Raw genomic sequence first — 25,968 nt, forward strand, 5'->3', positions numbered from 1 at the left:
TATATGACTGGACGGCTAAGTTTCAACCCGCGCTCCGGTGATCAACAACCTCATTTCGGTCAGTATCCGTTAAACTGAGCGTCATCAGACCGCCAATCGAGCCACCGTTATGAAAAACAGCATCAAAGAAGCCCTGACCTCACCGGCCAGGGGAAAAACCCGCGCAACCCATGCCTCTGCCCTGCACATTCTGGTTAAAGACGAGAAAAAAGCTCAGGAGCTGCTCGGCAAACTCAAAAAAGGCGCTGAATTCGACAAGCTGGCTCGCCAGCACTCATCCTGTCCGTCAGGCAAGCGGGGGGGAGACCTTGGCGAGTTCAAACGAGGGGCCATGGTGCCTGCGTTTGATAAAGCGGTGTTTAATGGCAAACCGGGAGATCTGGTTGGGCCGGTAAAAACGAAATTCGGTTATCACTTGATTAAGGTTTTGTACCTGAAGTAACCACCAAACGGAGTGTCAGCGACCGGGGCGGGCTCACAGCACAGAATTTACCGCAACTGGCTGTCCTTACTGCCCCGACGGTTATACAAGCTGGGCCCGGCCGCGTCCTGGTCGAGCTCCGCCTGGCAGGTCACGCAGTGGCGCACGCCCGGTATGGCCTTACGGCGGGCTTCGGGGATGCGGGCATCGCATTCGTCACAGAACTCGGCGCTGTCACCTTTGGGCAACTGACTGCGCACGCGCTCAATGGCATCGTTCACAGTCGATTCGATTTGCTCGTTTACAGCGCCGTCACCGGCCCAGCCGCTGGCCATGGTCATTTGCCCCGGTTAGTTAGTCTTCACATAAGGTAGGTGGCTCCGGCTGAATATCAAGTCGCCGGTCCATTTCCCGTGATTACGGCATCAGCCCCATAAACCCATCGAACATCAGTTTGCCACCCGCCGCGACCAGCAACACATAGCATACCCAATAGAACCAGGTTTCATTGATTCTGTGGTGCATGTACATTCCCATACGAATGCCGATCGGCGCCAGTATCACCAGGGCCAATGAGGTTTTGAGGTTGCTGCTGTCGAGCATGCCCATCCAGGCGTAAGGCACCAGTTTGACGTAATTGACCACAGTAAAGAACACCACCGTCGTGCCTACAAACAGCGTCTTGTTCATCTGCTGGGGCAGCAGATACATATTGATTGGTGGGCCACCGGCGTGAACGCTGAAACTGGTCAGCCCTGCCAGACCACCATAAAACCAGCCCGCTACTCGGCTGACCGGTTTAGCCTTCGGGACCCGGCCCCGCCATTGCTGCGCCACCCAGTTCAGGGCGAACACCAGGGAAATAACACCCACAAACAGCTTGATATGATCGTCTGACAGGTATTGATAAGTCGCCGCACCAACCCCGATACCGAGCATCGACGCAGGCAGGATGATGCGCAGGTTGGGTTTGTCGTACACACCGCGAAAGCCCCAGACCGCAAACAAATCCATCACACACAGAATGGGCAACATAATGGCCGCCGCCTGACCGGGCGAGATCACCAGTGCCATCATCGGTACCGCGACGATGCCCAGACCACCACCCATGCCGCCCTTGGAAATGCCATACAGCAGGGTGGCGGGAATGGCGAGCAGGTAAAAAATCGGGTCGGTAATCATGGGCACCTGAGTGGGTTCAGTTCAGTAAGTGCGCCATCATACGCAGACCCCGGGTCTGCCGCGAGCAACACGGCGTTTAGTCCCCACTCAGACCATTGACATATGTTTTTCCATATATATGATCTCCCGTATTCATGGTTTACAGGCCCCTGTTATGAGCCAGAAACAACGCGTTCTCTTCATTTGCACCGCCAACTCAGCCCGCTCACTGATGGCTGAAGCCCTGATGCGGGATATGGCCGGTGACCGCTACCAGGTGTTCAGCGCCGGGCTCCAACCCAGCCAGGCTGACTTACGAGCGTTGCGAGCCTTGAAAGGCGCGGGTATTTCGACAGAAGGGCTGCGCTCCAAATCTCTGGGTGATGTGCTAGACGAGCCATTCGACATTGTTATTACTCTGTGCAACAAGGCCACCCTGGAATGTCAGTCGGTGCAGGGCACCCGCCAAACCCTGGCCTGGGACTTTGAAGACCCGGTAACCCGGGCCGGGCTGCGCCCCTTTGAAACCACCCTGAACGAACTGAGCGAACGCCTTAAGATGTTCCTGTTGATTCAGGGCAAGCCCTTTCGGAATCGTCAGCACAGTCTGACGCCGCTGGCGTTCTACAAAAACCTGGCCGAAGACACCCGCTTGCGCGCCCTGCTGTTGATTCACAGCCAGCAGGAACTCTGCGTCTGCGAGTTGACCGAAGCGCTGCAGGAAAGCCAGCCGAAGATCTCACGCCACTTGGCGCAACTGCGCAAAAGCGGCCTGCTGCAGGACCGGCGCGACAGCCAGTGGGTGTTCTACTCCATCAACCCGAACGTGCCCGACTGGTGCCTGACCGTGCTCGACGAAACTCTGGCCGCCAATGCGGGCTGGATCGAGGAAGACACCCAACGTTTGAACAGCATGGGCGACCGGCCCGAACGCACGGCCAAATGCTGTGCGCCTGCTTCGGCAACACCCATTGACGCTAAGGAAACCAAACACTAATGGGCATTTTTGAACGCTTCATGTCGCTCTGGGTAGCTCTGGCCATTCTGGCTGGCGCCGCGCTTGGCTGGTTGTTTCCCGGCGCTTTTGCCAGCATCGCTCACATCGAATTCGCACACGTCAATCTGGTCATCGCTGTTTTCATCTGGCTGATGATCTACCCGATGATGGTGCAGATCGATTTTTCATCCCTGCGTCAGGTGACCGATCAACCCAAAGGGCTGGTGCTGACACTGATCGTCAACTGGTTGATAAAACCGTTCACCATGCTGGGCATGGGCTGGCTGTTTTTCCGGGTAATCTTCGCACCCTGGGTCGATCCGGCCACCGCCACTGAATACATTGCCGGCATGGTGTTGCTGGGCGTAGCGCCCTGCACCGCCATGGTGTTTGTCTGGAGCCAGCTGACGCGCGGCAACGCGAATTACACCCTCGTACAGGTGTCATTGAACGACGTCATCATGATCATTGCCTTTGCACCATTGGCCGCCTTTCTGCTCGGTGTTACCGATATAGAAGTGCCTTGGGAGACCTTGCTGTTGTCTGTTGTGCTCTATGTGGTGTTGCCGCTCCTTGCAGGCGTTCTCACCCGCCACTGGCTGAACCGGCGCGGCCAGTCCGGCCAGCTCGACGCCTTTCTCGCCGCGATCAAACCCTGGTCCATCCTGGGTTTGCTGGCCACGGTAACACTGTTGTTTGCTTTGCAGGCTCAAACGCTGCTGGAACAACCCCTGGCCATCGGCATGATTGCCATCCCATTAACACTCCAGACATACGGCATTTTTATCATCGCGTTTATGGGTGCCTGGTGGCTGCGGTTGCCGCACGCCATCGCAGCACCGGCCTGTCTGATCGGAACGTCGAATTTTTTCGAGCTGGCCGTCGCGGTGGCCATCTCCCTCTTTGGTCTGCATTCCGGTGCGGCACTGGCCACGGTGGTGGGCGTGCTGGTTGAAGTACCGGTTATGTTGTCACTGGTGGCCATCGCCAACCGCACCCAACCCTGGATGGATCGACGCGCAGCAACACGACCCGCAACGTCCTGACCTTACCCTGTTCGTTTATTCTGGAGACACGGCATGACACTTAAGATCGGTATCAACGGCTTCGGTCGCATCGGCCGCCTGGCTTTGCGCGCAGCCTTCGATTGGCCCGAGGTGGCCTTTGTTAAAATCAACGACCCGGCGGGTGACGCTGCCACTCATGCACACCTGCTGAATTTCGATTCCGTGCATGGCATCTGGAAACACAACGCCACTTCCGATGGCGAACTCATGAGTATTGGTGGTCAGCGCATTGAAGTGAGCCAGTCCAAAACCATTGCTGATACCGACTGGTCAGGTTGCGATGTGGTCATCGAAGCATCCGGCAAAATGCGCGACACCGCCCTGCTGAACGACTACCTCGAACAGGGTGTCCGCCGCGTTGTTGTAACGGCGCCGGTAAAACACCCCGATGTCTTGAACGTCGTCATGGGCGTTAACGACGACCGATACGACGCAACCCGCCATCGCATTGTGACCGCCGCCTCATGCACGACCAACTGCCTGGCCCCGGTTGTGAAAGTGATTCACGAAAACCTGGGCATAAAGCACGGCTCAATCACCACCATTCACGACCTGACCAACACCCAGAGCATCCTCGACACCCCGCACAAGGATCTGCGCCGGGCACGGGCCTGTGGCAGCAGCCTGATTCCAACCACGACCGGCTCAGCCACGGCCATTATCGAAATTTTTCCCGAACTCAAGGGCCGGTTAAACGGTCACGCTGTCCGTGTGCCGCTGGCAAACGCATCGCTGACCGACTGTGTGTTTGAAGTTGAACGTGCGACCACGGCCGACGCAGTCAATGCATTGCTTAAATCGGCCGCAGCTGGCGAACTTAAAGACATTCTGGGTTACGAAGAGCGACCGCTCGTCTCGGTCGATTACAAAACCGATCCACGCTCCAGCATCATCGATGCACTGTCGACCCTGGTCGTCAACGACACCCAGGTAAAACTCTATGCCTGGTACGACAACGAGTGGGGCTACGCCAACCGCACGGCTGAACTGGCCCGCATGGTTGGATTGAGCGATCAATGATACGGCTACGCGATCTGTCGGCCGGGGTACGCCAGTATCTGGTCGTCACCGGCAATTACTGGGCGTTTACGCTGACCGACGGCGCTCTGCGCATGCTGGTGGTGCTGCACTTTCACAGTCTGGGTTATTCGCCCCTGCAGATCGCGCTGCTGTTTTTGTTCTATGAATTTTTCGGCATTGTCACCAACCTGGTCGGCGGCTGGCTCGGTGCCCGGCTTGGCTTGAATACCACCATGAACCTGGGGCTGGGCTTACAGATCGTTGCGTTTTCCATGCTGCTGGTTCCGGCCGTCTGGTTAACCGTGCCGTGGGTGATGGCGGCTCAGGCGCTTTCTGGCATTGCCAAAGATCTGAACAAGATGAGCGCCAAGAGCTCGATCAAATTGCTGGTTCCGAATGATCAGCAAAGTCAGTTGTATCACTGGGTAGCATTGCTCACCGGTTCAAAAAACGCTTTAAAAGGCGTTGGGTTTTTCATGGGTGGTGCCCTGCTCGCCTGGCTGGGGTTTCGCGGCGCGGCCGGAGCCATGGCCATCGCGCTGGCACTGGTGTTCGTGCTTAGTTTGCGTCTGCTCACCCAGGATCTGGGCAAGGCAAAGAACAAACCCAAGTTCAGCCGCATGTTTTCCAAGAGCCCGTCAATCAATGTGCTGTCGGCGGCACGCCTGTTTTTATTCGGTGCCCGCGATGTCTGGTTTGTGGTGGCACTGCCGGTTTTTCTAAGCCAGGTTCTTGGCTGGCCCCATTTGCAGGTCGGTAGCTTTATGGCCTTGTGGGTCATCGGCTACGGCGTGGTTCAGTCGCAGGCACCGCGTATTACCGGTAAGCGTTCGGGGCGAGTGCCAGGGCGCAATTCAGTCATTGCCTGGGCTTTGTTGCTGGCGATTATTCCCGCAGGCATTGCCATTGGGCTGATGACCATGGACAACGTAACGACCGTTCTGATTGGCGGTTTGCTGGTGTTCGGCGTGCTGTTCGCCGTGAACTCTTCGTTGCACAGCTACCTGATTGTCAGCTTCGCCGATGCCGACGGCGTGTCATTGGATGTGGGTTTTTATTACATGGCCAACGCGGCCGGTCGCTTGTTGGGTACGGTTTTGTCGGGGTGGCTGTATCAGGCTTATGGGCTGGAGATGTGTCTGTGGGTATCGGCGGGGTTTGTTGCTTTGGCAGCGCTTATTTCGGTGTGGTTGCCCGACCCTCCGAAGAGCGCTCATCCAGATGAGGTTTCCGAGCCAGGATAGACAGCAACAAGGTCAATTCCAAGTCAGGTGCTCCCAGCAAGAGAGCACCCTCTGGTTACCTTACTGCACACCCATGCTGCGCAAATACTCTTCATAATTACCGGTAAAGTCGGTAATGCCACCTGGCTGCATATCCAGAATGCGCGTCGCCAGTGACGACACAAACTCACGGTCGTGGCTGACGAACACCAGTGTGCCCGGGTAGTTTTCGAGCGCCAGGTTCAACGCCTCGATGGATTCCATGTCGAGGTGGTTGGTCGGCTCATCCATCAGCATCACATTCGGCTTGGTCAGTGTCAGCTTGCCGAACAGCATGCGGCCCTGCTCACCACCGGATACTACCTTGACTGACTTGCCGATCTCATCGCCTGAGAACAACATACGACCCAGCGCACCGCGCACGGCCTGCTCACCCTGGTTGGTCCACTGCGACATCCATTCAAACAAGGTCGCATCGCGGGCAAAATCTTCGGTGTGGTCCTGGGCAAAGTAGCCCACGTCGGCACTGTCGGTCCATTTAACCTCACCGGCCTGGGGTGTCAGCTTGCCTGCCATCACGTTAAGCAGTGTCGTTTTGCCGATGCCGTTCGGGCCGATGATGGCAATGCGTTCACCGGCTTCGACTTTAACGCTCAGCTTCTTGAACAGCGGAGCGTCGGCTTCATAACCGAAGGTCAGGTCAGTCAGGGTAACGGCCTGGCGATGCAGTTTCTTTTCCTGATCAAAGCGAATGAACGGGCTGACCCGGCTTGAAGGCTTCACCTCAGCCAGTTGAATCTTGTCGATCTGTTTGGCGCGCGAGGTCGCCTGCTTGGCCTTGGAAGCGTTGGCAGAGAAACGGCTGACGAAGGTTTGCAATTCAGCAATTTGCGCCTTCTTTTTCGCGTTGTCAGCCAGCAACTGCTCACGGGATTGAGTGGCGGCCGTCATGTATTCATCGTAATTGCCCGGGAACAGCCGCAGCTCACCGTAATCCAGATCGGCCATGTGCGTGCACACACTGTTCAGGAAGTGACGGTCGTGCGAGATGATGATCATGGTGCTGTTACGCGCCACCAGAATGCTTTCCAGCCAGCGAATGGTGTTTATGTCCAGGTGGTTGGTCGGCTCATCGAGCAGCAGAACGTCAGGGTCGGAAAACAGTGCCTGCGCCAGTAAGACACGCAATTTCCAACCGGGTGCCAGGGCACTCATCGGGCCGTTGTGCTGCTCCAGCGGTATATCCAACCCGAGCAACAGCTCCCCGGCACGGGAATCGGCGGTGTAACCATCCATTTCAGCGAAAGCGACTTCAAGCTCGGCCACGGCCATGCCATCGTCTTCGCTCATTTCCGGCAATGAGTAAATGCGCTCACGCTCGGCTTTCACGCGTGACAGTTCGGTATGCCCCATGATGACGGTGTCGATAACGGTCTGATCTTCAAACGCAAACTGATCTTGCCGCAACTTACCCAAGCGGGTATTGGGTGCGAGCATCACCTGTCCGTTGGTTGGCTCCAAATCGCCACCCAGAATTTTCATGAACGTCGACTTACCGCAGCCATTGGCACCAATCAGGCCGTAGCGGTTGCCGTTGCCGAATTTGACAGAGACATTTTCGAACAGGGGTTTGGCCCCGAACTGCATGGTGATGTTAGCGGTAGAGATCAAAGCGAAAACCTATCGACAGTGGCGCACGGCAACAGGCCTGCGCGAAATGGGCGAGCATTGTACAGTTTTCATGCGTCAATAGGCAGGGGGAGCCAGCAGCATTTGTGTAACCCGTTCAGAACAAGGTGGAAACAGCCGTGCATTAAAAAAGGGCGCCGAAGCGCCCTTGTCGTATAACCGGATGATACTCAGCCTTTACGGCCTTCAATGCTCAGTTTGCCCGGGCCCATGGCGACGATGAACAGGAAACCGCCAGCGATGGCAAAGTTCTTGAACAGAGAGATCATCTGCATCTGATCAGACGGATCAAAATGGAAAATCACACCGGAGACCACACAGAAGCCGGCCAGTAACAAGGCACCGATGCGTGCCTGAAAGCCAACCAGTACGGCCAGACCGCCCAGTATTTCAACCAGAATAGTCGGGTAAATGAGAAGGCCGGGCACGCCCATCATCTCCATGTAACCTTGAGTACCTTCGATTCCGCCGAGTTTCTGAAAACCACTCATGATAAACATGAACGAGATAAGGATGCGGCCGCCGAGCATGGCCAGTGGAGATAATGCATTCATTGTGTTGCTCCTGATTGGGTCTAGGTGAGTGTCCTGTGGCCACTGGCCACGAGATGACGCTACTGTAGGTCAGCCCCCGGTTCAGGTATATCTAAAGAATTCGAGCTAGTTGATTAAGAAAACTGAAGACCCTGCATCAGCATCAGCCGCCAAAGAGCACTGTCGCATTCTGACTGACTTGCTCCTGAAACACCTCGGGCTTCAACCCACGAGCTTCAGCCAGTCGACTGACCGTCGAAGACCAGTCCAGTAAGGGGTTATCCAATCCCTCAGGTTGAAATGAATGGCTGCCGGACAGGTGCTGCACCGCTATACGCTGATCCGGGGCGTCGGTTTCCACCAATACCCGCTCGGCGGGTATACGAGCCAGGGCGTCCAATGTTTTGGCGGACTGAAAAATCACACTGCCCGCACCCAAATAAAACCCCCGGTCCACATAGGCCATAGCCTGAACGTAAGGCCCGACAAAGCCATGCACCACGCCAACGACCGACGGGAAGCGTTTCAAACCTTGCAGTATCCGGTCATGGGCTTTAACAGAGTGGATGATCACCGGCAGGTTTCGGTCACGAGCGATGGCCAACTGGGCCAGAAACCAGTCGAACTGATGTTGCGCGGAGGGTGATTCAGGATGGTGCTTGAAAAAATCGAGGCCGATTTCTCCAATGGCAACACAGTCGCTATGCCGATCCAGCCAGGATACCAGGGTGCGGGTGTCGGCAGGTTGTTCCGGTAAAAACCAGGGGTGATGCCCGGCTGCCAGTGACACCCGGGGGTCTTCGCTAAATTGCCGGTGAGCCTGTTGCCACTGGTCGGGGCCGGTACCCGGCACTAACCAGTGATCCAGGCCCGCCGATTGCGCACTGGCCATGCAGTGGCCGGGGTCATCCAGAAAATCCAGATGGCAGTGACTGTCAAACCCGGCCATGCCGTCACCTTATCGGTTAATAATAGCTGTAGCGATCCCGCAACTCTCGCAAGCGCGCTTCGGCGCCGGCCAGATCCCGGATAACGTCGTCACGCTGCTGCTCAAGCGTACCCTGACGTTCTTTCAACAAGGCGATTTCTTCGTAAATGACCCGACGTTGCTCTTCTGGCGTGCCCGATCCAAACAGCGCAGCTTCTTTTTCCAGCAGCTGTTGCTCTATGCGAGCCTGCTCCGCCTCATTGCTGCGTTGCTTACTCTCCAGATTGCTGACTTCGCTGGCAACCTGATAAATCTGCCTGCCGGCTTCGTAACCATCCAGGAACTCAGGCTCCAGTGACGGCGGGCAGATGCCGTTGTACTGGTAGCCACTGCGCGCGCGGTTGAAACCGTTTCTGGGTGTGCAGAAAACCAAGAGGCCTTCGTCGTGTCCATCCTGATAATCGCGCAGGTCTGGCGTTATGCCATGCTTGGCACAGGCTTCGCGGTGCGCCCCTATGCGTGTCTCAGGTTGCCCGTTCGCCCCGTCTTCATAGCCGATGGAATACCAGTCAGCGGTCAAACATTCGTCTTCACTGAGCGTGGCACATCCGGATAAGACCGTCACCGCAACAAGAACCAATACACCCCAATATTTCATATCTGTTTCCTAAGCAGAGAGCCGACCAACAGGATGGTAATCCGGGTCAAACCAAGGTTTCTACAATCGCTAGCGTTGAGTGCTAACCGTGTAAAGCGTCTGTAATAGTTTCGCACAGTTAGCTGAATCCGTCATGAACAGCACACTGTTCGTCGGGTGTTATCCGGCGTGGTGCCTTGAATAGGCCCCTTCCGGAATGCTGTGCGGACGCCAGTCTGGTCGGTGACGCTTGGGTTGGTGCAGTAAGTCTTTGATCGATACCCAGTCAATATCCGGATAGTCGCCCGGGTCTAGGCTTTCAAAAAAGGCCAGTGTTTCCGGATAGGGGTGACAAATGACCGTGACCGACCCGTTCAGACGCGCCATATCAAGCGCCAGTTGCCACTGTTGTTCAATAAATGCGGGGGTGGGTTCGTGGTCCAGGAATACCTGGCGCCGGTTCCAGGGTACACCCATCTGCTCGGCCATACGCCAGCCCTGGGTGTTGGACACCGTTACACTGTCAAAATAGAACCAGTCACGCGCCAGCAATTCGGTCATTACCCAGCCCATGGCCTCGACATCCCGCGTTAACCGGCTGCCCATGTGGTTGCTGAGCCCTTCCGCGAAGGGCACGGCGTCCATGCCCATCGAGAGGTTGGCCAGCAATTGCTGGTCGCCATCGTCCCGGGTCAGCCCAAGGGGCCCCAATGGAAAATTGCTCTCATTGGACATGGGCGCATGCACAATCACCGTTTTCCCGGCGTCCACCGTCGACTCGGCCAAGGGAATGGTATAGGGCAACCCCGGCATGATGGCGATGGTTTGAATAAAGGGGATCTGAATGGCAGCCAGACCTGACTGCCACTGGTTACCCAGGTCATCGACCACCACGGCCACTTTGCTGCGGTCCGTGGCGGAAGCGATGCCTGTGACTAGCGTGAGCAAGGCGCACAGACTCAAACGCAGAGCCTGGCGCCCCATCGAGTTAACGCGAGGCATTCAGGACGCGCATGCCTTTCAATAACGTCACGGCCTGGTACAACTGGTAGTCGTTTATGAGGTCATTGTCTGCCCCACTTTCCGCCTCTGTTGATTCTTCGGCCTCTTCGTCGCCAGCCTCTTCATTTTCGCCGAGCAAATGACCGGCTAGATTGGCTTCGGAGTAATAGGGATTACCGTTTTCCTGAGTCAGCTTACCGGGGTTGACGATAATATCCGGCTCAATACCCTGCGCCTGAATGGAGCGGCCATTGGGTGTGAAATACCGGGCCGTCGTCAGTTTGATCGCATGGTTGTCATTCAGCGGTAAAATCGTTTGAACCGACCCTTTGCCAAAGCTGCGGGTACCCATGATCACACCGCGGCGATGATCCTGAACGGCACCGGCTACAATTTCCGAGGCCGATGCAGACCCACCGTTAATTAACACCACCAGGTTCACGCCATCGCTCGGGTCGTCTGAATTGGCTTCAAACTCGCTGGCCGAATTAGGCAGACGGCCTTCGGTGTAGACAATCAGACCCTGGCTGATCAGGGCATCGACGACATCGACTGACGCCTGCAACACGCCACCCGGGTTATTGCGTAAATCGAGTACCAGACCGTCGAGCGCGCCTTCGTTTTCGTCACGCAGGGACGCCATGGCTTCGACAAAATCGCGACCGGTACGCTCCTGGAACTGGGATATCCGGACATAACCAACGCCCGGTTCAATCATCCGGTTGCGAATGCTGGTGACTTGAATAATGTCGCGGGTAATTTCGAATTCCAGCGGCTGGTTTTCGCCTTCACGGGCGACGGTCAGGGTGACATCGGTGCCAGGGCGTCCGCGCATCAGGTTAACGGCATCGCTAATGGTCATGCCTTTAACCGGTGTGTCATCAATCAGGGTGATCAGGTCGCCGGACTGCATACCAGCACGGTAGGCCGGCGTATCGTCGATGGGGGCCACAACGCGCACAAAGCCCGTCTCGTCGAGCGAGATTTCAATACCCAGGCCGCCAAATTCGCCGCGAGTGCTTTCGCGCAGGTCTTCAAAGTCTTCGGGGGTCAGGTAATCGGAATGCGGGTCTAGGCCCGACAACATGCCTTCGATGGCATTTTCGATCAGTTCGCTGTCTTCAACATCTTCAACGTAAGCCTGTTTGATGCGCTCCAGAACCTGCGAGAACATTCGAACGTCGTCGACCGGGAGGCGTGTTTCCACCCGCTCGGCATGAACGCTGCTCGCGATACCGATGGAAACGCCAACGACCAGGGCGGTAATCGCGCTCAACCAGGGACTGCGGATCAACTTCATAACGGTTCCTTTCACATCTGTGTTGGGTTGTACTCTATTGGTTTGCCTGGTCATGAACACTGGTCTATCTCATTAATGCCCTGGGACCCAAGCCGTAAGTCTAGCGTTTTTCGAGCCAATTGGCCGGATTTTCAGGCCGGCCATTGCGACGCACTTCAAAATACAGGCCACTTTCGTCAAATCCACCCGAGGCTCCGGCTTCTGCCAAAGTGTCTCCGACTTCCACCCACTCGCCTACGGTACGCAGCAACGTCTGGTTCCGACCATACAAGGTCATCAGCCCGTCACCGTGGTCGAGAATGACCAGCAGACCAAAGCCGTTCAACCAGTCAGAAAACACCACGCGCCCATGATGCACGGCTTTTACATCGGTACCGGTGTCTGCTGCCAGCCACCAGCCTTGCCATTTCAAACCCGAATTGTCTTGGGCCGTGTCGTAACGGGCCCGCAGCGTACCCTCCAGCGGCCAGGGCAGACTGCCTCTGACGTCGCCCATGTCGATGTCGGCCGGAAACTCCAGATTCATATCGGTCAGTTCCGCCTGCATACGCTCTATTAATTGCGTCAGCTGAGTTTGCTCTTCCTGCTTGCGCTCCAGCGACTGCTCCGTTTGCTCCGCTTCAGCCTGCAAGTTCACCAGTATCTGTGCCCGCCGGTTCTTTTGCGTTGCCGCTTCCGCCTGCGCTTGCGCCAGTTCATCCCGGTCGCGGCGTAATTGTTCTGCCAGCCGGGTCTGTTCCTGAATGACCACGTTCAATCGATTGGACTGTTCAATCCACTGTTGCAATTGCGCGTTCTGTTGCCGGTTCAGAATCGCAAAATATTGCATCTGCCGGGCCAGATCTTCGGGCCGCTCGCCAGACAACAGCAGTTTGATCAGCGGCTGGTTATTCTGCTTGTAGGCGAGACGTAAAATCTCAGCCATGGCGTCCCGTTGATCATCCAGCTGTTGTTCCAGCTGGCTCTGCTCGGCCTCCAACTCGGTGCGCCGACTGACCGCCTGGCTCAAACGCCCGGCCAGATCATTCAATTGCCGGTTCAGCTCACCGAGACGCCGCTCTGTTTGCTCCAGTGCCTGGCGCTGCTCCGATACCTCTTCACGGTTTCGACTGAGCTGCTGCTGCAAATCACCAATCTGGGATTGCAGTTGTTCCAAATCCTGCTCGCGCAAGCTGAGATCATCTTCGGCAACCGAAAAGCCCACCAGACTGCAGAGTAAAAGCCAGAGCAAGGTGCGTTGAAACGCAGTCAGTTGAAACACAGATTCGGCGAACTCATTCAGATTGGGGTGAGCCCCATCCATACCGGGGGCGGTGTCTGAGGGGCAGGCTACCGCATGCGGTGGCTCGTTTAAAGTGGCGCCGCAGGCGCGGCCCACTCATTTCGTTGTCTTTACGCCTGTTAGCAGCCGGCCAGGTAGCGGCTGGCTGCTAACAAAGTCAGGTTTTAACCGCGCTGAATCAGACTGGCACCGGTCATTTCCGCCGGAATATCCAGCTGCATCATGGTCAGCAGCGTTGGTGCAATATCGGCCAGGCGCCCTTCTTTCAGGCTCACCCCGTCGGTCTGGTTACTGACAAACACCAGGGGAACCGGGAAAATGGTGTGGCTGGTGACAGCCCCCCCGGTTTGGGGGTCGACCATCAGTTCAACATTGCCGTGATCAGCGGTAATGAGGCACTCACCGCCCACCTTGAGAGCCGCCGCCGTAACCCGCTCCAGCGCGACATCCAACGCCTCGACCGCCTTGATCGCCGCTTCCATCTTGCCGGTATGGCCTACCATATCGCCATTGGCGTAGTTACAGATCACCAGGTCGTATTTGCCCGATTCAATCGCTTCGACCAACCGATCGGTCACCTCGGGTGCACTCATTTCAGGTTGCAAATCATAAGTGGCCACCTTGGGCGACGGCACCAGAATCCGGTCTTCACCCCGATACTCATCTTCACGACCGCCGCTGAAGAAAAACGTCACGTGCGCGTATTTTTCAGTCTCGGCGATGCGCAGCTGGTTCTTGCCCTGCTGCTCCATAACCTCGCCCAGAGTATTCACCAGATTCTCCGGTGGGTAGGCCACCGGCGCGTCGATGTCACCGGCGTATTCGGTCAGGGTGGTAAAGGTAGCCAGCGCCGGGCGTACCGACCGGTCGAGCGTGCTGTCGAGGTTATCGTCAGTGAAGGCACGGGTCAGTTCACGCGCGCGGTCCGGACGAAAGTTCAGGAAGATGACGGCATCGCCATCCTGCAGGGTGACCGGCGACGTGCCATCAGCCCTGATCGAGGTGGCGGGGCAAAATTCGTCGTCCTTATCCTGCTCGTAAGCCGCATGCAGTGCATCCATTGGCGTGGAGGCGACAATATCGGCGCTGCCTTGGGTCAGCAAATCGTAAGCCGCCTGAACCCGCTCCCAGCGGTTATCACGATCCATCGCGTAATAGCGGCCGATCATCGAAACAATGCCACCAACGCCCAGTTTTTCCAACTTGGCTTCCAGCGCTTCTATCGAAGCCAGAGCCGACCGAGGCGGAGTATCCCGGCCATCCAGAAACGCATGCACATACACCTGTTTGGCACCGCGCTTGACGGCCAGGTCGACCATGGCGTGGAAATGGTCTTCATGGGAATGGACACCACCAGGCGACAACAGCCCCAGCAAATGAACCGCTTTGTCTTCCTGAACCGCACTGTCAACAGCGCTGGTCAGGGCCGGGTTCTCGAAAAAATCACCGTCTTCAATGGCCTTGGTTACCCGGGTAAGCTGCTGGTAAACAATGCGCCCGCTGCCCAGGTTCATGTGGCCGACTTCAGAGTTACCCATTTGCCCGTCTGGCAGGCCAACATCCATGCCCGAGGTGTGAATCAGACTGTGGGGGTAGTCATTCCACAACCGCTTCCAGGTCGGCGCATTGGCCTTTTCAATCGCATTCGATGCGGATGTTTCGCTGTACCCGAAACCATCCAGAATCAACAGGACTGCCGGTTTAGCAGGTGTCATGATTAAACCTCCCGATTAAAATGTAGGAAAATTACAATTCCGTAAGTGTACTGGCTCCCCGGCCATCTGGCGAATATTTTGGCAAATGGGGAGTATAAGCTGATGCTATTAAAAATCCGGCCTCCTCTATAGGCATGTCCGGGCGCTGGTGTATACTGCCGCGCTCACTTTTTCATCGAACTGCAGAGCCCGAATCATGTTGGAGCAAATTTTTGAATTCGTTATCAATCACTGGATCCTGGCGTCCATCTGGGTTGCCCTGCTGGTCCTGCTGATTGTGACCGAAGGGAGCAAGGGTGGTTCGGCGGTCTCACCGCAACAGGCCACCCTGCTGATCAACACCCAGGATGCGAAAGTGCTGGATGTGCGCTCGAAAGACGATTTTCGCAAGGGCCACCTACCCAATGCCATTAACATCCCGGCCCGCGATGTGGAGCGTCGGCTTTCCGAACTTGAAGCCTATAAAGACACCCCCATCATCGTCGTATGCAAAACCGGTACGTCATCCGGCGCCAGCGGTGCGCTGTTGGCCAAAGCCGGCTTTACCCAGTTGCATAAATTACGGGGCGGCATTATGGAATGGCAAAACAGCAGCATGCCGCTGGTTAAGTCCTGAATACGGAGTCGTCTGACCATGTCCAGTGTTTCGCCTGTTACGCTCTATACCACCGCCTGGTGCCCGTTTTGCGTGCGCGCCAAGCAATTGCTGGATCACAAGGGCAGCGCTTATCGCGAGATAAGCGTTGACGGTCAACCGGAACTGCGTCAGGAAATGATGCAACGCAGTGGCCAGCGCACCGTGCCACAAATCTGGGTAGGCGAGCACCATATTGGTGGTTGCGATGAGCTGTATGCCCTGGAACGTGCTGGCCGGCTCGATGCACTGTTAGCAGAGGCCAGCTAGGGTTAGCACGGGCCTGCCAGGCCGGGTGATGCGAGTTAACCAACCCATCACCAGCGCCAATTTCACCCCTACTATTAATGAAAAACGGATTTTTTTGGAGTCCCCATGACCGAACAACAAAAACCCCAGTTTGCCATTCAGCGCATTTACACCCGCGACGTTTCGTTTGAATCGCCCAATGCGCCCGCCATTTTTCGCGAAGAATGGAAACCCCAGATCAAACTGGACCTGAACACCCGCACTCGCACATTGGACGAAAATGTTGTCGAAGTCGTGCTGATCATCACTGTTGAAGCCAAGATTGGCGAAAAAACCGCCTTTCTGACTGAAGTTCAGCAGGCCGGAGTCTTTACCGTTGCCGGTTTTCCGGATGAAACCCGCGACCAGATGATTGGCGCTTACTGCCCGTCCGTTCTGTTCCCGTACGCCCGCGAAGCCGTTGATACCGCCGTCACCAAAGGTAGCTTCCCGGCACTGATGCTTGCACCGGTCAACTTTGACGCGCTTTACCTGCAAAACAAGAAAGGTAAAGACGAGACCGCCGAGCAACCGGCAACCAACTAAGCACACCCGGTTAGGCGGGGTCGAATTCGACCACAGAATCCGACCCCGCCCACTTAAGCACTGGCGATCCACATCCGGCTCTAGTAAGGTGCCAGTCTGACATCATGGTTTATGACGGTGGGGGCATCCTGTGGATCAGGATCTGGTAGCGTCGCTGTTGGCCTCGGCTTTTGAGCAAAGCAGTACTGCCCAATGGCTGTGTGACAGTCAGGGTCTTATTCTCAAGTCCAACCAGGCCATGATCGACTGGCTGGCGACTGATCCGTCTCGCCTGACTGAAACCACCCTGTCATCCTGGCTACCCGATGTTCTGCCATCTCACCTGAGCCAGATGACCAATCGGACCGTGCGCTCACTCACGCTGTTCCTCCCCGACGACAGGACCACCCCGGTTAAAGCAACCTTTCAACCCATCAACGCCGCGTCAGCCAGGCACTTTTGGGTCAGCTTGCTGCCCGCTACCGATACCCGGGATCCGGATTTACCCCTGCAAACCCTGTTTGACAGCAGTCAGGACAGCATTGCCTACAGCCTGCTCGACGGTACTATTCTGCTGGCCAACCCCGCCTTTCTGGCGATGCTTGACCGTAGTGTAATGGACGTTATCGGGCACAACTATCGAGAATTCACACCGGAAAATTTTGTCAGTCTCGAGGAAAGCCGCATCCGCGAGCAATTGCTGAACAATAACGTCAGCGAAGTCTATGACAAACGGTTCTTGCGACCGGACGGCACCCCGGTCGACATGTCAATCCGGCTGGCTCTGGTGCGCGACGATCAGGGCGAACCGCTGGGCGTCTGGTCTGTTAGCCGCGACGTCTCCATGCGCAACCAACTGATCGAAAGCCTGGCCAATAGCGAACGCCGGTTCAGATCGCTGTTTCGTACCAGTATGGACGCCATCGGCCTGTGGACACCTGATCACCAGCTGCAGTTCGCCAATAACGCCTACCTGACCATGACCGGTTACACCCAGAGTGAGCTGAGCCAACTGACCTTTCATGAAATGACGCCACCGGGCTGGGAAGACATCGACACAGAGATTGCGCAACAGATCGAAGAGCGTGGCTATTCCGATGTGTTCGAAAAAGAGCTGCTGCACCGGGATGGGACCATCATTCCCGTATCCATCCGCGCGACGGCCGTGCGCGACCGGGACGGAAGCATTTCGGGCAGCTGGGTTATTATCCGGGATATCCGCGCCTACAAGCGCGTGCTGAATGCGCTGGAACACAGCCAGAACATGCTTGAGCAAACCAACCGCATGGCGCGCGTCGGTGGCTGGGAATACAACGCCCAAACGCATCAGTTCACCCTGACAGACGAGTCGTTCCGGATACTGGCGATCCCCCGAACCTTCAACACCAGCCTGACCAACATTCAAAAGTTGTTCAGCGAAGAGTCGCAGCAGCAATTATTCAAGCAAATCGGGCATACACTGGACGGCGGACTTGCCTCCGACCTGGAAATCCCACTCGATGGGTTCGAACCGCCCCGCTGGCTGCGCATTACTGCCCAGCCAGCCATCGATGCTCAGGGCGTTACCTATGTGGTCGGCGCCGTGCAGGACATTACCGAGTTCAAGAATCGCCAGCAAAGTCTGGAGCAAGACCGGGACGAGTTTCAGCGCATGGCCTTTCACGACTCCCTGACCCAATTACCCAACCGACTGTTGCTGGAAGACCGTTTCCGCCAACTGAATTTTCAGGCCAACCGCTGCAACGGCCGTGTTGCCGTTATTGTCATCGACCTCGATGACTTCAAAGACATCAACGACCGCCACGGCCACCCGGCTGGCGACGCCCTGTTGCGTGCCATAGCCAGTCGCCTCACCCAGACCGTTCGCCAGAGCGATACGGTGGCCCGGCTCGGCGGCGATGAATTCATTATTCTCGCCGCTCTGGATGACGCCGAAGAGGCGTCACTGGTGGCCAGCAAGGTCCACCAGCAACTGCAAAAACCCATCGACTGGGCCGGCACCCAACTCCATTGCAGTTGTTCACTGGGAGTGGCGCTCTACCCGGAACAGGGCGACGATTTCAGCACCTTATATCAGGCAGCCGACCTGGCGATGTACAAAGCCAAGACCACCGGCAAAAACCGGATGGAAGTCTCCGATCAGTAAGCCCCGACCAAACCGCCACTCTTTGCCCGGGCTGGTACCGGAATGAAACGCATGTTTCAATAGTGTTTTAACCATTCCGGAACAGGCCTGTGACCGAGTCTGCTTTGCTCGCCGAGCGCATCCAGCACCACTGGCACGAACTGCCCGCTGCCGAGCGTAGGGTAGCCCAGTTTGTCGCGGCCCAGGCAAGGCTGGCCGCTACCTATTCCCTGACCGAACTCAGCCAGATTCACGCCGTCAGCAAAGCCACCGTAAGCCGGTTGTTTCGCCGCCTCGGGTACGATGATTTCAACCAGGCGCGCGAAGCCATGCGCCAGCAGCCGAACCCGGGCAGCCCATTGGCCCGGCCGATCACGCAGGCCGATGATCTCTACCATCACGTACAACAGGAAACCAGCAACCTCACGGGCTGGCTGTCTGAAACCAGCTTGCAGCACAGTGCTGATATCATCGACCTGCTGTTCACCGCCCGCACGCTTTACTGCCTGGGCCAGCGCAACAATTTCCCACTGGCACTCCACGCCCATACCCAGTGGACACAGTTAAGAGCAGACACCCGATTAATCCCGCAACCAGGTCAGTCCCTGTCTGAACACTTGGTACAGCTCGACCCGAAAGACGTAGTTGTGGTGTTTGGCTTTCGGCGACGTTACCGGGGATTTCAACAGCTCCTTAAAGCCCTGCTTCGCAGCGGTGTCCAAACCGTATTGATTACCGAACCCGATTTCCCGACCCAGGCACAGTTAACCGCTCACATTCAATTGTCGATTGAAAGCCAGGGCCCCTTTGCCAGCTATGCGGCCCCGGTCAGCTGGATCGCCCATGCTTCCAATGGAATGATGCAACACTTCCCGGAAGCCACTCGCAAGCGCATCGAACAGATTGAAGAGCAATACCAGGATCTGGGTGAGCTGGAACCATAACCCCAGTAATCGGCGGTGAAGGTTAGGATGCACATGAGTCAAAATACGAGCCAATAGAAACATTTGTTTCATTTTAATTCTAGAGAAACAAATGTTACATTAAGCCGACAATCAACCTCCGGAGCCGTGCCCCATGCCCTCATCCGCCCATTCCCGACTGTCGCCCCCACCCCGCCTGCTGATGGGGCCCGGCCCGATCAACGCTTACCCGCGGGTACTCAACGCTCTGTCGACGCAGCTGATTGGCCAGTACGACCCGGTCATGACGGGCTACATGAACGACGTAATGGCGCTGTACCGCCAGGTGTTTGAAACCAGTAACCAGTGGACATTGATGGTCGACGGCACCGCCCGAGCTGGTATAGAAGCGGTTATGGTTTCGGTGATCGAGCCCGGCGATAAAGTCCTGGTACCCATTTTCGGTCGTTTCGGACACCTGCTGACCGAAATCGCCGAGCGGGCTGGGGCCGAGGTGCACACCCTTGAGGTACCCTGGGGGGAGGTGTTCAAGCCAGAGGTGATCGAAGAGGCACTGGCGCGAATCCGTCCCAAGCTGCTGGCCACGGTGCAGGGTGATACCTCCACCACCATGCTGCAACCACTGGAACACCTGGGTGACCTGTGCCGGCAATACGACACCCTGTTCTACTGCGATGCCACGGCGTCAATCGGCGGCAACCCGCTGAAAGTCGACGACTGGGGACTCGATGCGGTGTCGGTAGGCTTGCAGAAATGCCTGGGCGGCCCGTCCGGCATTGCGCCCATTACCCTAAGCGACCGTTTTGTTAAAACCATTAGGCGTCGCCACCACATCGAAGCGGGCATCCGCACCGAAGACGATACCGACGCTCTGGGCCCGCGCATTCGCTCCAACTACTTCGACCTGCCGATGATTCTCGATTACTGGAGCGAGAAACGCCTCAATCACCATACCGAAGCCACCAGCATGCTCTACTGCGCACGTGAATGCGGCCAGGTGTTGCTGGAAGAAGGGCTCGACGCCAGCATTGCGCGGCACAAGGTGCAGGGTGACGCCATGCTGGCCGGCCTGATCGCCATGAACCTCAAGCCCTTTGGCGACCTGCGCCATAAGATGAACAACGTTTGTGCCGTCTACATACCCGAAGGAGTCGATGGCGAGGCCGTACGCACAACCCTGTTGAAAGATTACAACATCGAGATCGGCACCAGTTTCGGACCGTTGAAAGGCAAAGTCTGGCGCCTGGGCACCATGGGCTACAACGCCCGAACTGATGCCGTGCTGGTCACCCTCGCCGCGCTGGAAAACACCTTGCGCCGCGCCGGATACAGCCTGACTGCAGGCGCCGCCACAGACGCCGCCTACCAGGTCTACCAAAACGCAGAACAAGGAATCACACCATGAGCACTCTGGGCGAACGCGCACTATTATGGTGCGACGAGCTGGCCGAACTGACCCAAACACCCGGCCTGATGGATCGCCGCTACCTGACCCGAGAACATCGCCTGGCCAACGATAAGGTCGCTGGCTGGATGCAGGAGATCGGCCTGCAAACCTGGCAGGACGAAGCCGGCAACCAGTGGGGCCGGTTGCCTGCTGCCAACCCCGAGGCACCAACGGTCGTCATTGGCTCCCACCTCGACACCGTCCCCAATGGCGGCATTTATGACGGCATCCTCGGCGTTGTGCTGCCGCTGCTGGTTATCGAAACTCTGAAACAGGACGGCGTTACGCTGCCCTTCCATCTCGACCTGGTCGGTTTTGGTGATGAAGAAGGCACCCGTTTCGGCGCCACCCTGCTCGGCAGCCGGGCCATCGCCGGCACCTGGGACGCCAAATGGGAAACGCTGAACGACGCCAACGGCCAAAGCCTGCCCGAAGCCTTTGAAACCTTTGGCCTGAGCTACAACGAGGTCAGCAAAGCGGCTCGCACTGCCACGCCGCCCATTGCCTTTCTGGAAATGCACATTGAACAGGGCCCGGTGCTGGAATCGGAAGACTTGCCAGTCGGCATCGTCACCGCCATCGCCGGCGCCCGACGCTTCAACATCGAACTGACCGGCATGGCCGGCCATGCTGGCACGGTCCCGATGCACTTGCGTCAGGATGCGCTGGCCGCCGCCGCTGAAATCACCCTCATCGTCGAACGCGTCGCGCGCGAACACGGCGTCGTGGCGACCGTTGGCCGCATGAGTGCACAACCGGGCGCGGTTAACGTCATCGCCGGGCAAGCCAGCTTCAGCCTCGATATCCGCAGCGAACAGGACAGCGAACGCGACGCCGCCCTAACCATGATCTGGGATACCGCCAGAGTCGCTTGCCACGAACGCGGCATCCAGATGCAATGGCAGGAAACCCACGCGGCCCCAGCCGTCAGCTGCGCCGACCACCTGCAACTGGCTCTGGCCAGCGCCATCGAAGCCGAAGGCATTCGCCCCCGCTACCTGGTCAGCGGCGCCGGCCACGACGCCATGGCCATGGCCGCCCTCTGCCCCGTCGCCATGCTGTTCATGCGTTGCGAAAAAGGCATCAGCCACCACCCCGATGAAGCGGTCACCGCCGAAGACGTCGACGTCACTGGCAAGGTGTTGCGCGGCTGGATAGAGGCATTGGCCAGGGAACCTGCGCGGGTCGGCTAGTGCCATGAGCTTGAAATTCGCAGCTCAATTGACTTTGGTGGCTGCAATTATGGCGGTGGCAATCGGAATGCCAGGTACGCCTGCCGGAGGTACGCCGTAAACCCATCCATGGGGGCTCGGATGCCGCATCCCTGCGGCATAACGACCTCCGGCAGGCGCACCTGGCATTCCTTGGATAGCATGTGGTTGAATCAACACGAATTTCAAACTCATGGCACCAGCCTGAGGTTTCCACCAACCAAAGGGGTGCAGGGTGATGTCATGCAGCAGCGGGCAGGACGCCCGCGTCCCGGTCAGCGGCACAGGGATGTGCCTCTGAACGCGGGCGAAATGAGATCGGCCTGTACCCCGGGCTCATGGCACAAAGCAGTATTCAACAGGAAGGAAAAACTACCACCGATCCAAATTACTCAAACCACTCAATCCTATTCAACGGTCTGGAGAGTAGACACCGACGTTGGTGAAGCCGGCGTCCTGCAAATGCATGGCGTGCAGCTTGCTCATCACGCCCTTGTCGCAATACAGCAGATATTGCTGGTCCTGATCCAGCTCGGCGAATTTGCGATTCAGACTGTAGAAGGGAATTTGCATGACGGTCGCGTCGGTGATGGGCAGGGGCGCATCGTCGGCTTCCGTCGGGTGACGCACATCGATGACAACGGCCTGGTTTGTGTCCGACACCGTGTTAATGCCCATCGACAGGTCGTCCTGGGAATTCCAGGTCAGGGTTTCAATGCTTTCACGCGTTGCGTTGGCGATGGCCTCGTCGAGCACGGCCCAGTCAAAATCGGCTTCTGCCGCCTGAACATCGGCACGCTTGCAGGCTGCATTGGGCTTACGTGAAATCACGCCGCAGAACTCCGGCATTTTTTCCGCATAGGTGGCCGTGCCAATGGCGCGGGCCTGATCGATGATGTCCGGCTTGCCGGTCACAATCAGCGGGCGTAACACCAACAAGTCCGTTACTTCGTCGATGTGACTCAGGTTCGGCAGCGTCTGGCTGGAAACCTGAGCCAGTGCTTCACCGGTTACCACGGCGGGAATGCCCAGATCGGTTGCAATGCTCTGTGCTGCACGCATCATCATGCGCTTCAATACCACGCCCATGTACCGATCCGGCACCCGGGTCAGAATGACCTCGACCACCGACTCGAACGGCACCGATACAAACAATACCCGATGCGAGCTGCCGTACTTTTTCCAGAGGTAGTAACTGACTTCCTTGACGCCATTTTCGTGCGCCGAGCCGCCCAGATTGAAAAACAGAAAGTGGCTTTTTACCCCGCGCCGGATCATCTGGTGTGCCGCTACGGTAGAGTCGAAGCCGCCCGACATCAGCGTCATCACCTCTTCCTGCGTACCCAGCGGGTAGCCTCCCAAACCGGGGCGCTGTTGCTGCACCACAAAGAGGCGGTCGTGTTTGATCTCCAGCTTTACCACAACGTCCGGATCTTTCAGACGAACGCCAGCGGCTTCGGTTCGCTGGTTCAGACCGCCACCGACGTAGCGCTCAAGCTCAACCGAGGTGAAGTCATGATTGCCGTTGCGCTTAACCCGCACGCAGAAGGTCTTACCCGCCAGCTCCTGACCCCAAACAGACTCGGTGTCGGAGAGAATCTGGTCAAAGTCACCCAATTCAAATTGCAGCACCGAGCTGACCTGAGCGATACCGGGAATGCATTCCAGGGCCGCTGCGACGGCCTGGTTGACCGGCTCGGTTGTTGTCTCGGGAGTACGCACGATGATGCTGTCCCAGTCGTTACGGACCACCACCTCCGGGCAGATACGACGCAAGACATTGCGCATGTTCTGCGCCAGGCTTTTAACCATCAGCTTGCGTACGGGCCGAGTCTTAATGGTGATTTCCGGAAACAACTTGGTTACAAACTTCATAACTGATCAAAGATCACTCAACAGGAAAGGGCGCGGGATTATACCCGCCCGCCCGTCGTTTTTCACGCCGGGTTACAAACCGTTGCCGACAAGCTCCTGAACCGCGTTCTTCGACAAAAGGCGCGCTCCGCCCTGTTTTCCGGCACGACTGGAACATAACGCACCAAATCAGTGCCCTACCACAGTGCAGCGATCGTAATTACGCACCATTAAAGTGCATCAAAAACCCATAAAACGGCCTCAGACCCGCGGGAAACCCCGATAACCTGGCGCTCAATTGGGCTGGCACAGGCCTTGCTAAACCAGTGCACACAGTTAGTGCTCAGATTCCAACGGCTTTCCAGCCTGGCCTAACAGGTGCCCTGGCATCAACCAGGTGGTTAGCCGGTGAAAACAGCAGACGATTGTGCGATGCTGCTGTCGTCACCTGAACTTGTCACACTGAATCAAAGCTCACCGGCCGAAGGGCCGTTTAACTTGGAGACGTACCATGTCAGATCATACGATGAAACTGATTGCAGAATGTGAAGCACGCTGGGTTGACCTGCGTTTCACAGACACCAAGGGTAAAGAACAGCACGTTACCATTCCTGCTTCGGAAATCGACGATACCTTCTTCACCGAAGGCAAAATGTTCGACGGCTCTTCTATTTCTGGCTGGAAGGGCATCAACGAATCCGACATGATTCTGCTGCCTGACGACTCTGCTTCCATGATCGATCCGTTCTTTGAAGACCCCACCGTCATCGTACGTTGCGACATCGTTGAACCTTCAACCGGTGAAGGCTACAACCGTGACCCACGTTCCGTTGCCAAGCGCGCTGAAGCATACCTGGCCTCAACTGGCCTTGGCGACACCGCCCTGTTCGGCCCGGAACCCGAGTTCTTCGTGTTTGACGACGTAAAATGGGGTTCTGACATTTCCGGTTCTTTCTACAAGATCGATTCTGAAGAAGCAGCCTGGTCTTCCGAGCGCGTTTTCGAAGACGGCAACCTGGGCCACCGCCCGAAAGTCAAAGGCGGTTACTTCCCGGTTCCCCCGGTCGACAGCCTGCACGATCTGCGTGCCGCCATGTGCGACGCCATGGAATCCATGGGTCTGGAAATTGAAGTACACCACCACGAAGTCGGCACCGCCGGTCAGTGCGAAATCGGTGTTGGCGCCAACACCCTGACCAAGAAAGCGGACGAAGTTCAGGTATTGAAGTACTGCGTACACAACGTAGCCCATGCCTATGGCAAGACCGCGACCTTCATGCCCAAGCCACTGGTTGGCGACAACGGCAGCGGCATGCACGTTCACATGTCTTTCTCCAAAGACGGTGTGAACCAGTTTGCCGGTGACGAATACGCAGGCATGAGCGAACTGGCCCTGTTCTACATTGGCGGCATCATCAAGCACGCCCGCGCCCTGAACGCCTTCGCTAACGCGTCAACCAACTCGTACAAGCGTCTGGTTCCCGGCTTTGAAGCACCGGTCATGCTGGCTTACTCAGCCCGTAACCGTTCGGCGTCAATCCGTCTGCCATACGTCTCTTCGCCGAAGGCCAAGCGTATCGAAGTGCGTTTCGGTGACCCAACAGCGAACCCGTACCTGATGTTCTCTGCCTTCCTGATGGCTGGCCTCGACGGCATCAAGAACAAGATCCACCCTGGCGACTCTGCCGACAAGGATCTGTACGACCTGCCGCCGGAAGAGCAGAACGATTACCCAACCGTGTGCAGCAGCCTGACTCAGGCTCTGGACGCTCTGGACCAGGATCGCGACTTCCTGAAAGCCGGTGGTGTATTCGACGACGACATGATCGATGCCTACATCGCGCTCAAGCGTGAAGACATCGTCACTCTGGACATGACGACTCACCCTGTTGAGTTCGACATGTACTACTCTGTCTAATAACTTGCCCCCTGGGTAACTGGCCGGCTGACTCAGCCGGCCCGAAACACCAGACAAGCAAGAGAGTC

24 protein-coding genes are annotated in these 25,968 nt (G+C 57.0%); 13 read left to right on the forward strand and 11 right to left on the reverse strand.

Annotated features, from left to right (window positions below):
• The first annotated feature begins 109 nt into the window (after positions 1 to 109).
• Positions 110 to 442, forward strand: a complete 333-nt coding sequence (gene ppiC, locus EP166_RS07350) for a peptidylprolyl isomerase PpiC (RefSeq protein WP_127556105.1) — start codon at positions 110 to 112, stop codon at positions 440 to 442.
• 47 nt (positions 443 to 489) lie between these two features.
• On the opposite strand, the gene EP166_RS07355 is transcribed toward ppiC, so the two are convergent.
• The gene (locus EP166_RS07355; protein ID WP_127556106.1) at positions 490 to 756 is read right to left on the reverse strand and encodes a DksA/TraR family C4-type zinc finger protein; all 267 of its coding nucleotides are present in this window, start codon (positions 754 to 756) and stop codon (positions 490 to 492) included.
• A gap of 82 nt (positions 757 to 838) precedes the next feature.
• Positions 839 to 1,603 carry a sulfite exporter TauE/SafE family protein gene (locus EP166_RS07360; RefSeq protein ID WP_127556107.1) on the reverse strand — a complete coding sequence of 255 codons (765 nt, stop codon included), beginning with the start codon at positions 1,601 to 1,603 and terminating at the stop codon, positions 839 to 841.
• A gap of 154 nt (positions 1,604 to 1,757) precedes the next feature.
• Here EP166_RS07360 and EP166_RS21690 point away from each other — a divergent pair, with 154 nt between their 5' ends.
• From EP166_RS21690 to arsJ, 4 genes are read left to right on the forward strand one after another with little or no spacing between them, the layout of a single operon-like run.
• Positions 1,758 to 2,579, forward strand: coding sequence for a metalloregulator ArsR/SmtB family transcription factor (locus EP166_RS21690; RefSeq protein ID WP_127556108.1), 822 nt, complete (start codon positions 1,758 to 1,760; stop codon positions 2,577 to 2,579).
• A complete protein-coding gene (gene arsB, locus EP166_RS07370) occupies positions 2,579 to 3,625 on the forward strand; it encodes an ACR3 family arsenite efflux transporter (RefSeq protein WP_127556109.1) in 1,047 nt (348 codons plus the stop codon). Before EP166_RS21690 ends, arsB begins: the two co-directional genes overlap by 1 nt.
• Before the next feature lie 33 nt (positions 3,626 to 3,658).
• Entirely contained in the window at positions 3,659 to 4,666 is a 1,008-nt protein-coding gene (locus EP166_RS07375; RefSeq protein WP_127556110.1) for an ArsJ-associated glyceraldehyde-3-phosphate dehydrogenase, read from the forward strand.
• A complete protein-coding gene (gene arsJ, locus EP166_RS07380) occupies positions 4,663 to 5,910 on the forward strand; it encodes an organoarsenical effux MFS transporter ArsJ (RefSeq protein WP_127556111.1) in 1,248 nt (415 codons plus the stop codon). Before EP166_RS07375 ends, arsJ begins: the two co-directional genes overlap by 4 nt.
• Before the next feature lie 60 nt (positions 5,911 to 5,970).
• On the opposite strand, the gene EP166_RS07385 is transcribed toward arsJ, so the two are convergent.
• The 8 genes from EP166_RS07385 to gpmI form a co-directional block, all read right to left on the reverse strand.
• Positions 5,971 to 7,560, reverse strand: coding sequence for an ABC-F family ATPase (locus EP166_RS07385; RefSeq protein WP_127556112.1), 1,590 nt, complete (start codon positions 7,558 to 7,560; stop codon positions 5,971 to 5,973).
• A gap of 188 nt (positions 7,561 to 7,748) precedes the next feature.
• Complete coding sequence (locus tag EP166_RS07390) at positions 7,749 to 8,132, reverse strand: DoxX family protein (RefSeq protein ID WP_127556113.1); 384 nt, start codon at positions 8,130 to 8,132, stop codon at positions 7,749 to 7,751.
• 142 nt (positions 8,133 to 8,274) lie between these two features.
• Complete coding sequence (locus tag EP166_RS07395) at positions 8,275 to 9,060, reverse strand: TatD family hydrolase (protein ID WP_127556114.1); 786 nt, start codon at positions 9,058 to 9,060, stop codon at positions 8,275 to 8,277.
• Positions 9,061 to 9,076: 16 nt separating this feature from the next.
• Positions 9,077 to 9,697, reverse strand: coding sequence for a DUF2799 domain-containing protein (locus EP166_RS07400; protein ID WP_127556115.1), 621 nt, complete (start codon positions 9,695 to 9,697; stop codon positions 9,077 to 9,079).
• A gap of 159 nt (positions 9,698 to 9,856) precedes the next feature.
• A complete protein-coding gene (locus tag EP166_RS07405) occupies positions 9,857 to 10,678 on the reverse strand; it encodes a divergent polysaccharide deacetylase family protein (RefSeq protein ID WP_127556116.1) in 822 nt (273 codons plus the stop codon).
• Positions 10,665 to 11,978 (reverse strand): S41 family peptidase, encoded by a 1,314-nt coding sequence (locus tag EP166_RS07410; protein ID WP_127556117.1) that lies wholly within the window; start codon positions 11,976 to 11,978, stop codon positions 10,665 to 10,667. The genes EP166_RS07405 and EP166_RS07410 overlap by 14 nt, the downstream gene beginning before the upstream one ends.
• A 100-nt stretch (positions 11,979 to 12,078) precedes the next feature.
• A complete protein-coding gene (locus EP166_RS07415; RefSeq protein ID WP_164743849.1) occupies positions 12,079 to 13,239 on the reverse strand; it encodes a murein hydrolase activator EnvC family protein in 1,161 nt (386 codons plus the stop codon).
• 185 nt (positions 13,240 to 13,424) lie between these two features.
• Positions 13,425 to 14,975 carry a 2,3-bisphosphoglycerate-independent phosphoglycerate mutase gene (gene gpmI / locus EP166_RS07420; protein ID WP_127556119.1) on the reverse strand — a complete coding sequence of 517 codons (1,551 nt, stop codon included), beginning with the start codon at positions 14,973 to 14,975 and terminating at the stop codon, positions 13,425 to 13,427.
• Positions 14,976 to 15,171: 196 nt separating this feature from the next.
• Between gpmI and EP166_RS07425 the strand changes: the two genes are divergently transcribed.
• The 7 genes from EP166_RS07425 (at position 15,172) to EP166_RS07455 (ending at position 22,110) form a co-directional block, all read left to right on the forward strand.
• Positions 15,172 to 15,591 carry a rhodanese-like domain-containing protein gene (locus EP166_RS07425; RefSeq protein WP_127556120.1) on the forward strand — a complete coding sequence of 140 codons (420 nt, stop codon included), beginning with the start codon at positions 15,172 to 15,174 and terminating at the stop codon, positions 15,589 to 15,591.
• Positions 15,592 to 15,609: 18 nt separating this feature from the next.
• Complete coding sequence (gene grxC, locus EP166_RS07430; protein ID WP_127556121.1) at positions 15,610 to 15,879, forward strand: glutaredoxin 3; 270 nt, start codon at positions 15,610 to 15,612, stop codon at positions 15,877 to 15,879.
• Positions 15,880 to 15,984: 105 nt separating this feature from the next.
• The gene (secB, locus tag EP166_RS07435) at positions 15,985 to 16,443 is read left to right on the forward strand and encodes a protein-export chaperone SecB (protein ID WP_127556122.1); all 459 of its coding nucleotides are present in this window, start codon (positions 15,985 to 15,987) and stop codon (positions 16,441 to 16,443) included.
• 130 nt (positions 16,444 to 16,573) lie between these two features.
• Positions 16,574 to 18,568 (forward strand): diguanylate cyclase domain-containing protein, encoded by a 1,995-nt coding sequence (locus EP166_RS07440; protein ID WP_127556123.1) that lies wholly within the window; start codon positions 16,574 to 16,576, stop codon positions 18,566 to 18,568.
• Positions 18,569 to 18,657: 89 nt separating this feature from the next.
• Positions 18,658 to 19,491: a MurR/RpiR family transcriptional regulator gene (locus tag EP166_RS07445; protein ID WP_127556124.1), complete on the forward strand. Its 834-nt coding sequence runs from the start codon at positions 18,658 to 18,660 to the stop codon at positions 19,489 to 19,491.
• A 133-nt stretch (positions 19,492 to 19,624) separates the two neighbouring features.
• Positions 19,625 to 20,875 carry a pyridoxal-phosphate-dependent aminotransferase family protein gene (locus EP166_RS07450; RefSeq protein WP_127556125.1) on the forward strand — a complete coding sequence of 417 codons (1,251 nt, stop codon included), beginning with the start codon at positions 19,625 to 19,627 and terminating at the stop codon, positions 20,873 to 20,875.
• The gene (locus EP166_RS07455; protein ID WP_127556126.1) at positions 20,872 to 22,110 is read left to right on the forward strand and encodes an allantoate amidohydrolase; all 1,239 of its coding nucleotides are present in this window, start codon (positions 20,872 to 20,874) and stop codon (positions 22,108 to 22,110) included. The genes EP166_RS07450 and EP166_RS07455 overlap by 4 nt, the downstream gene beginning before the upstream one ends.
• 429 nt (positions 22,111 to 22,539) lie before the next feature.
• Here EP166_RS07455 and thiI read toward each other — a convergent pair whose 3' ends face one another.
• On the reverse strand, positions 22,540 to 24,003 hold the full coding sequence (thiI, locus tag EP166_RS07460; RefSeq protein ID WP_127556127.1) for a tRNA uracil 4-sulfurtransferase ThiI: 1,464 nt from the start codon (positions 24,001 to 24,003) through the stop codon (positions 22,540 to 22,542).
• Between the two features lie 490 nt (positions 24,004 to 24,493).
• Here thiI and glnA point away from each other — a divergent pair, with 490 nt between their 5' ends.
• Positions 24,494 to 25,900, forward strand: coding sequence for a glutamate--ammonia ligase (glnA, locus tag EP166_RS07465; RefSeq protein WP_127556128.1), 1,407 nt, complete (start codon positions 24,494 to 24,496; stop codon positions 25,898 to 25,900).
• The last annotated feature ends 68 nt before the right edge of the window (positions 25,901 to 25,968 follow it).

Origin of the sequence: Saccharospirillum alexandrii (assembly GCF_004000275.1) — a bacterium.
GTDB lineage: Bacteria > Pseudomonadota > Gammaproteobacteria > Pseudomonadales > Natronospirillaceae > Saccharospirillum > Saccharospirillum alexandrii.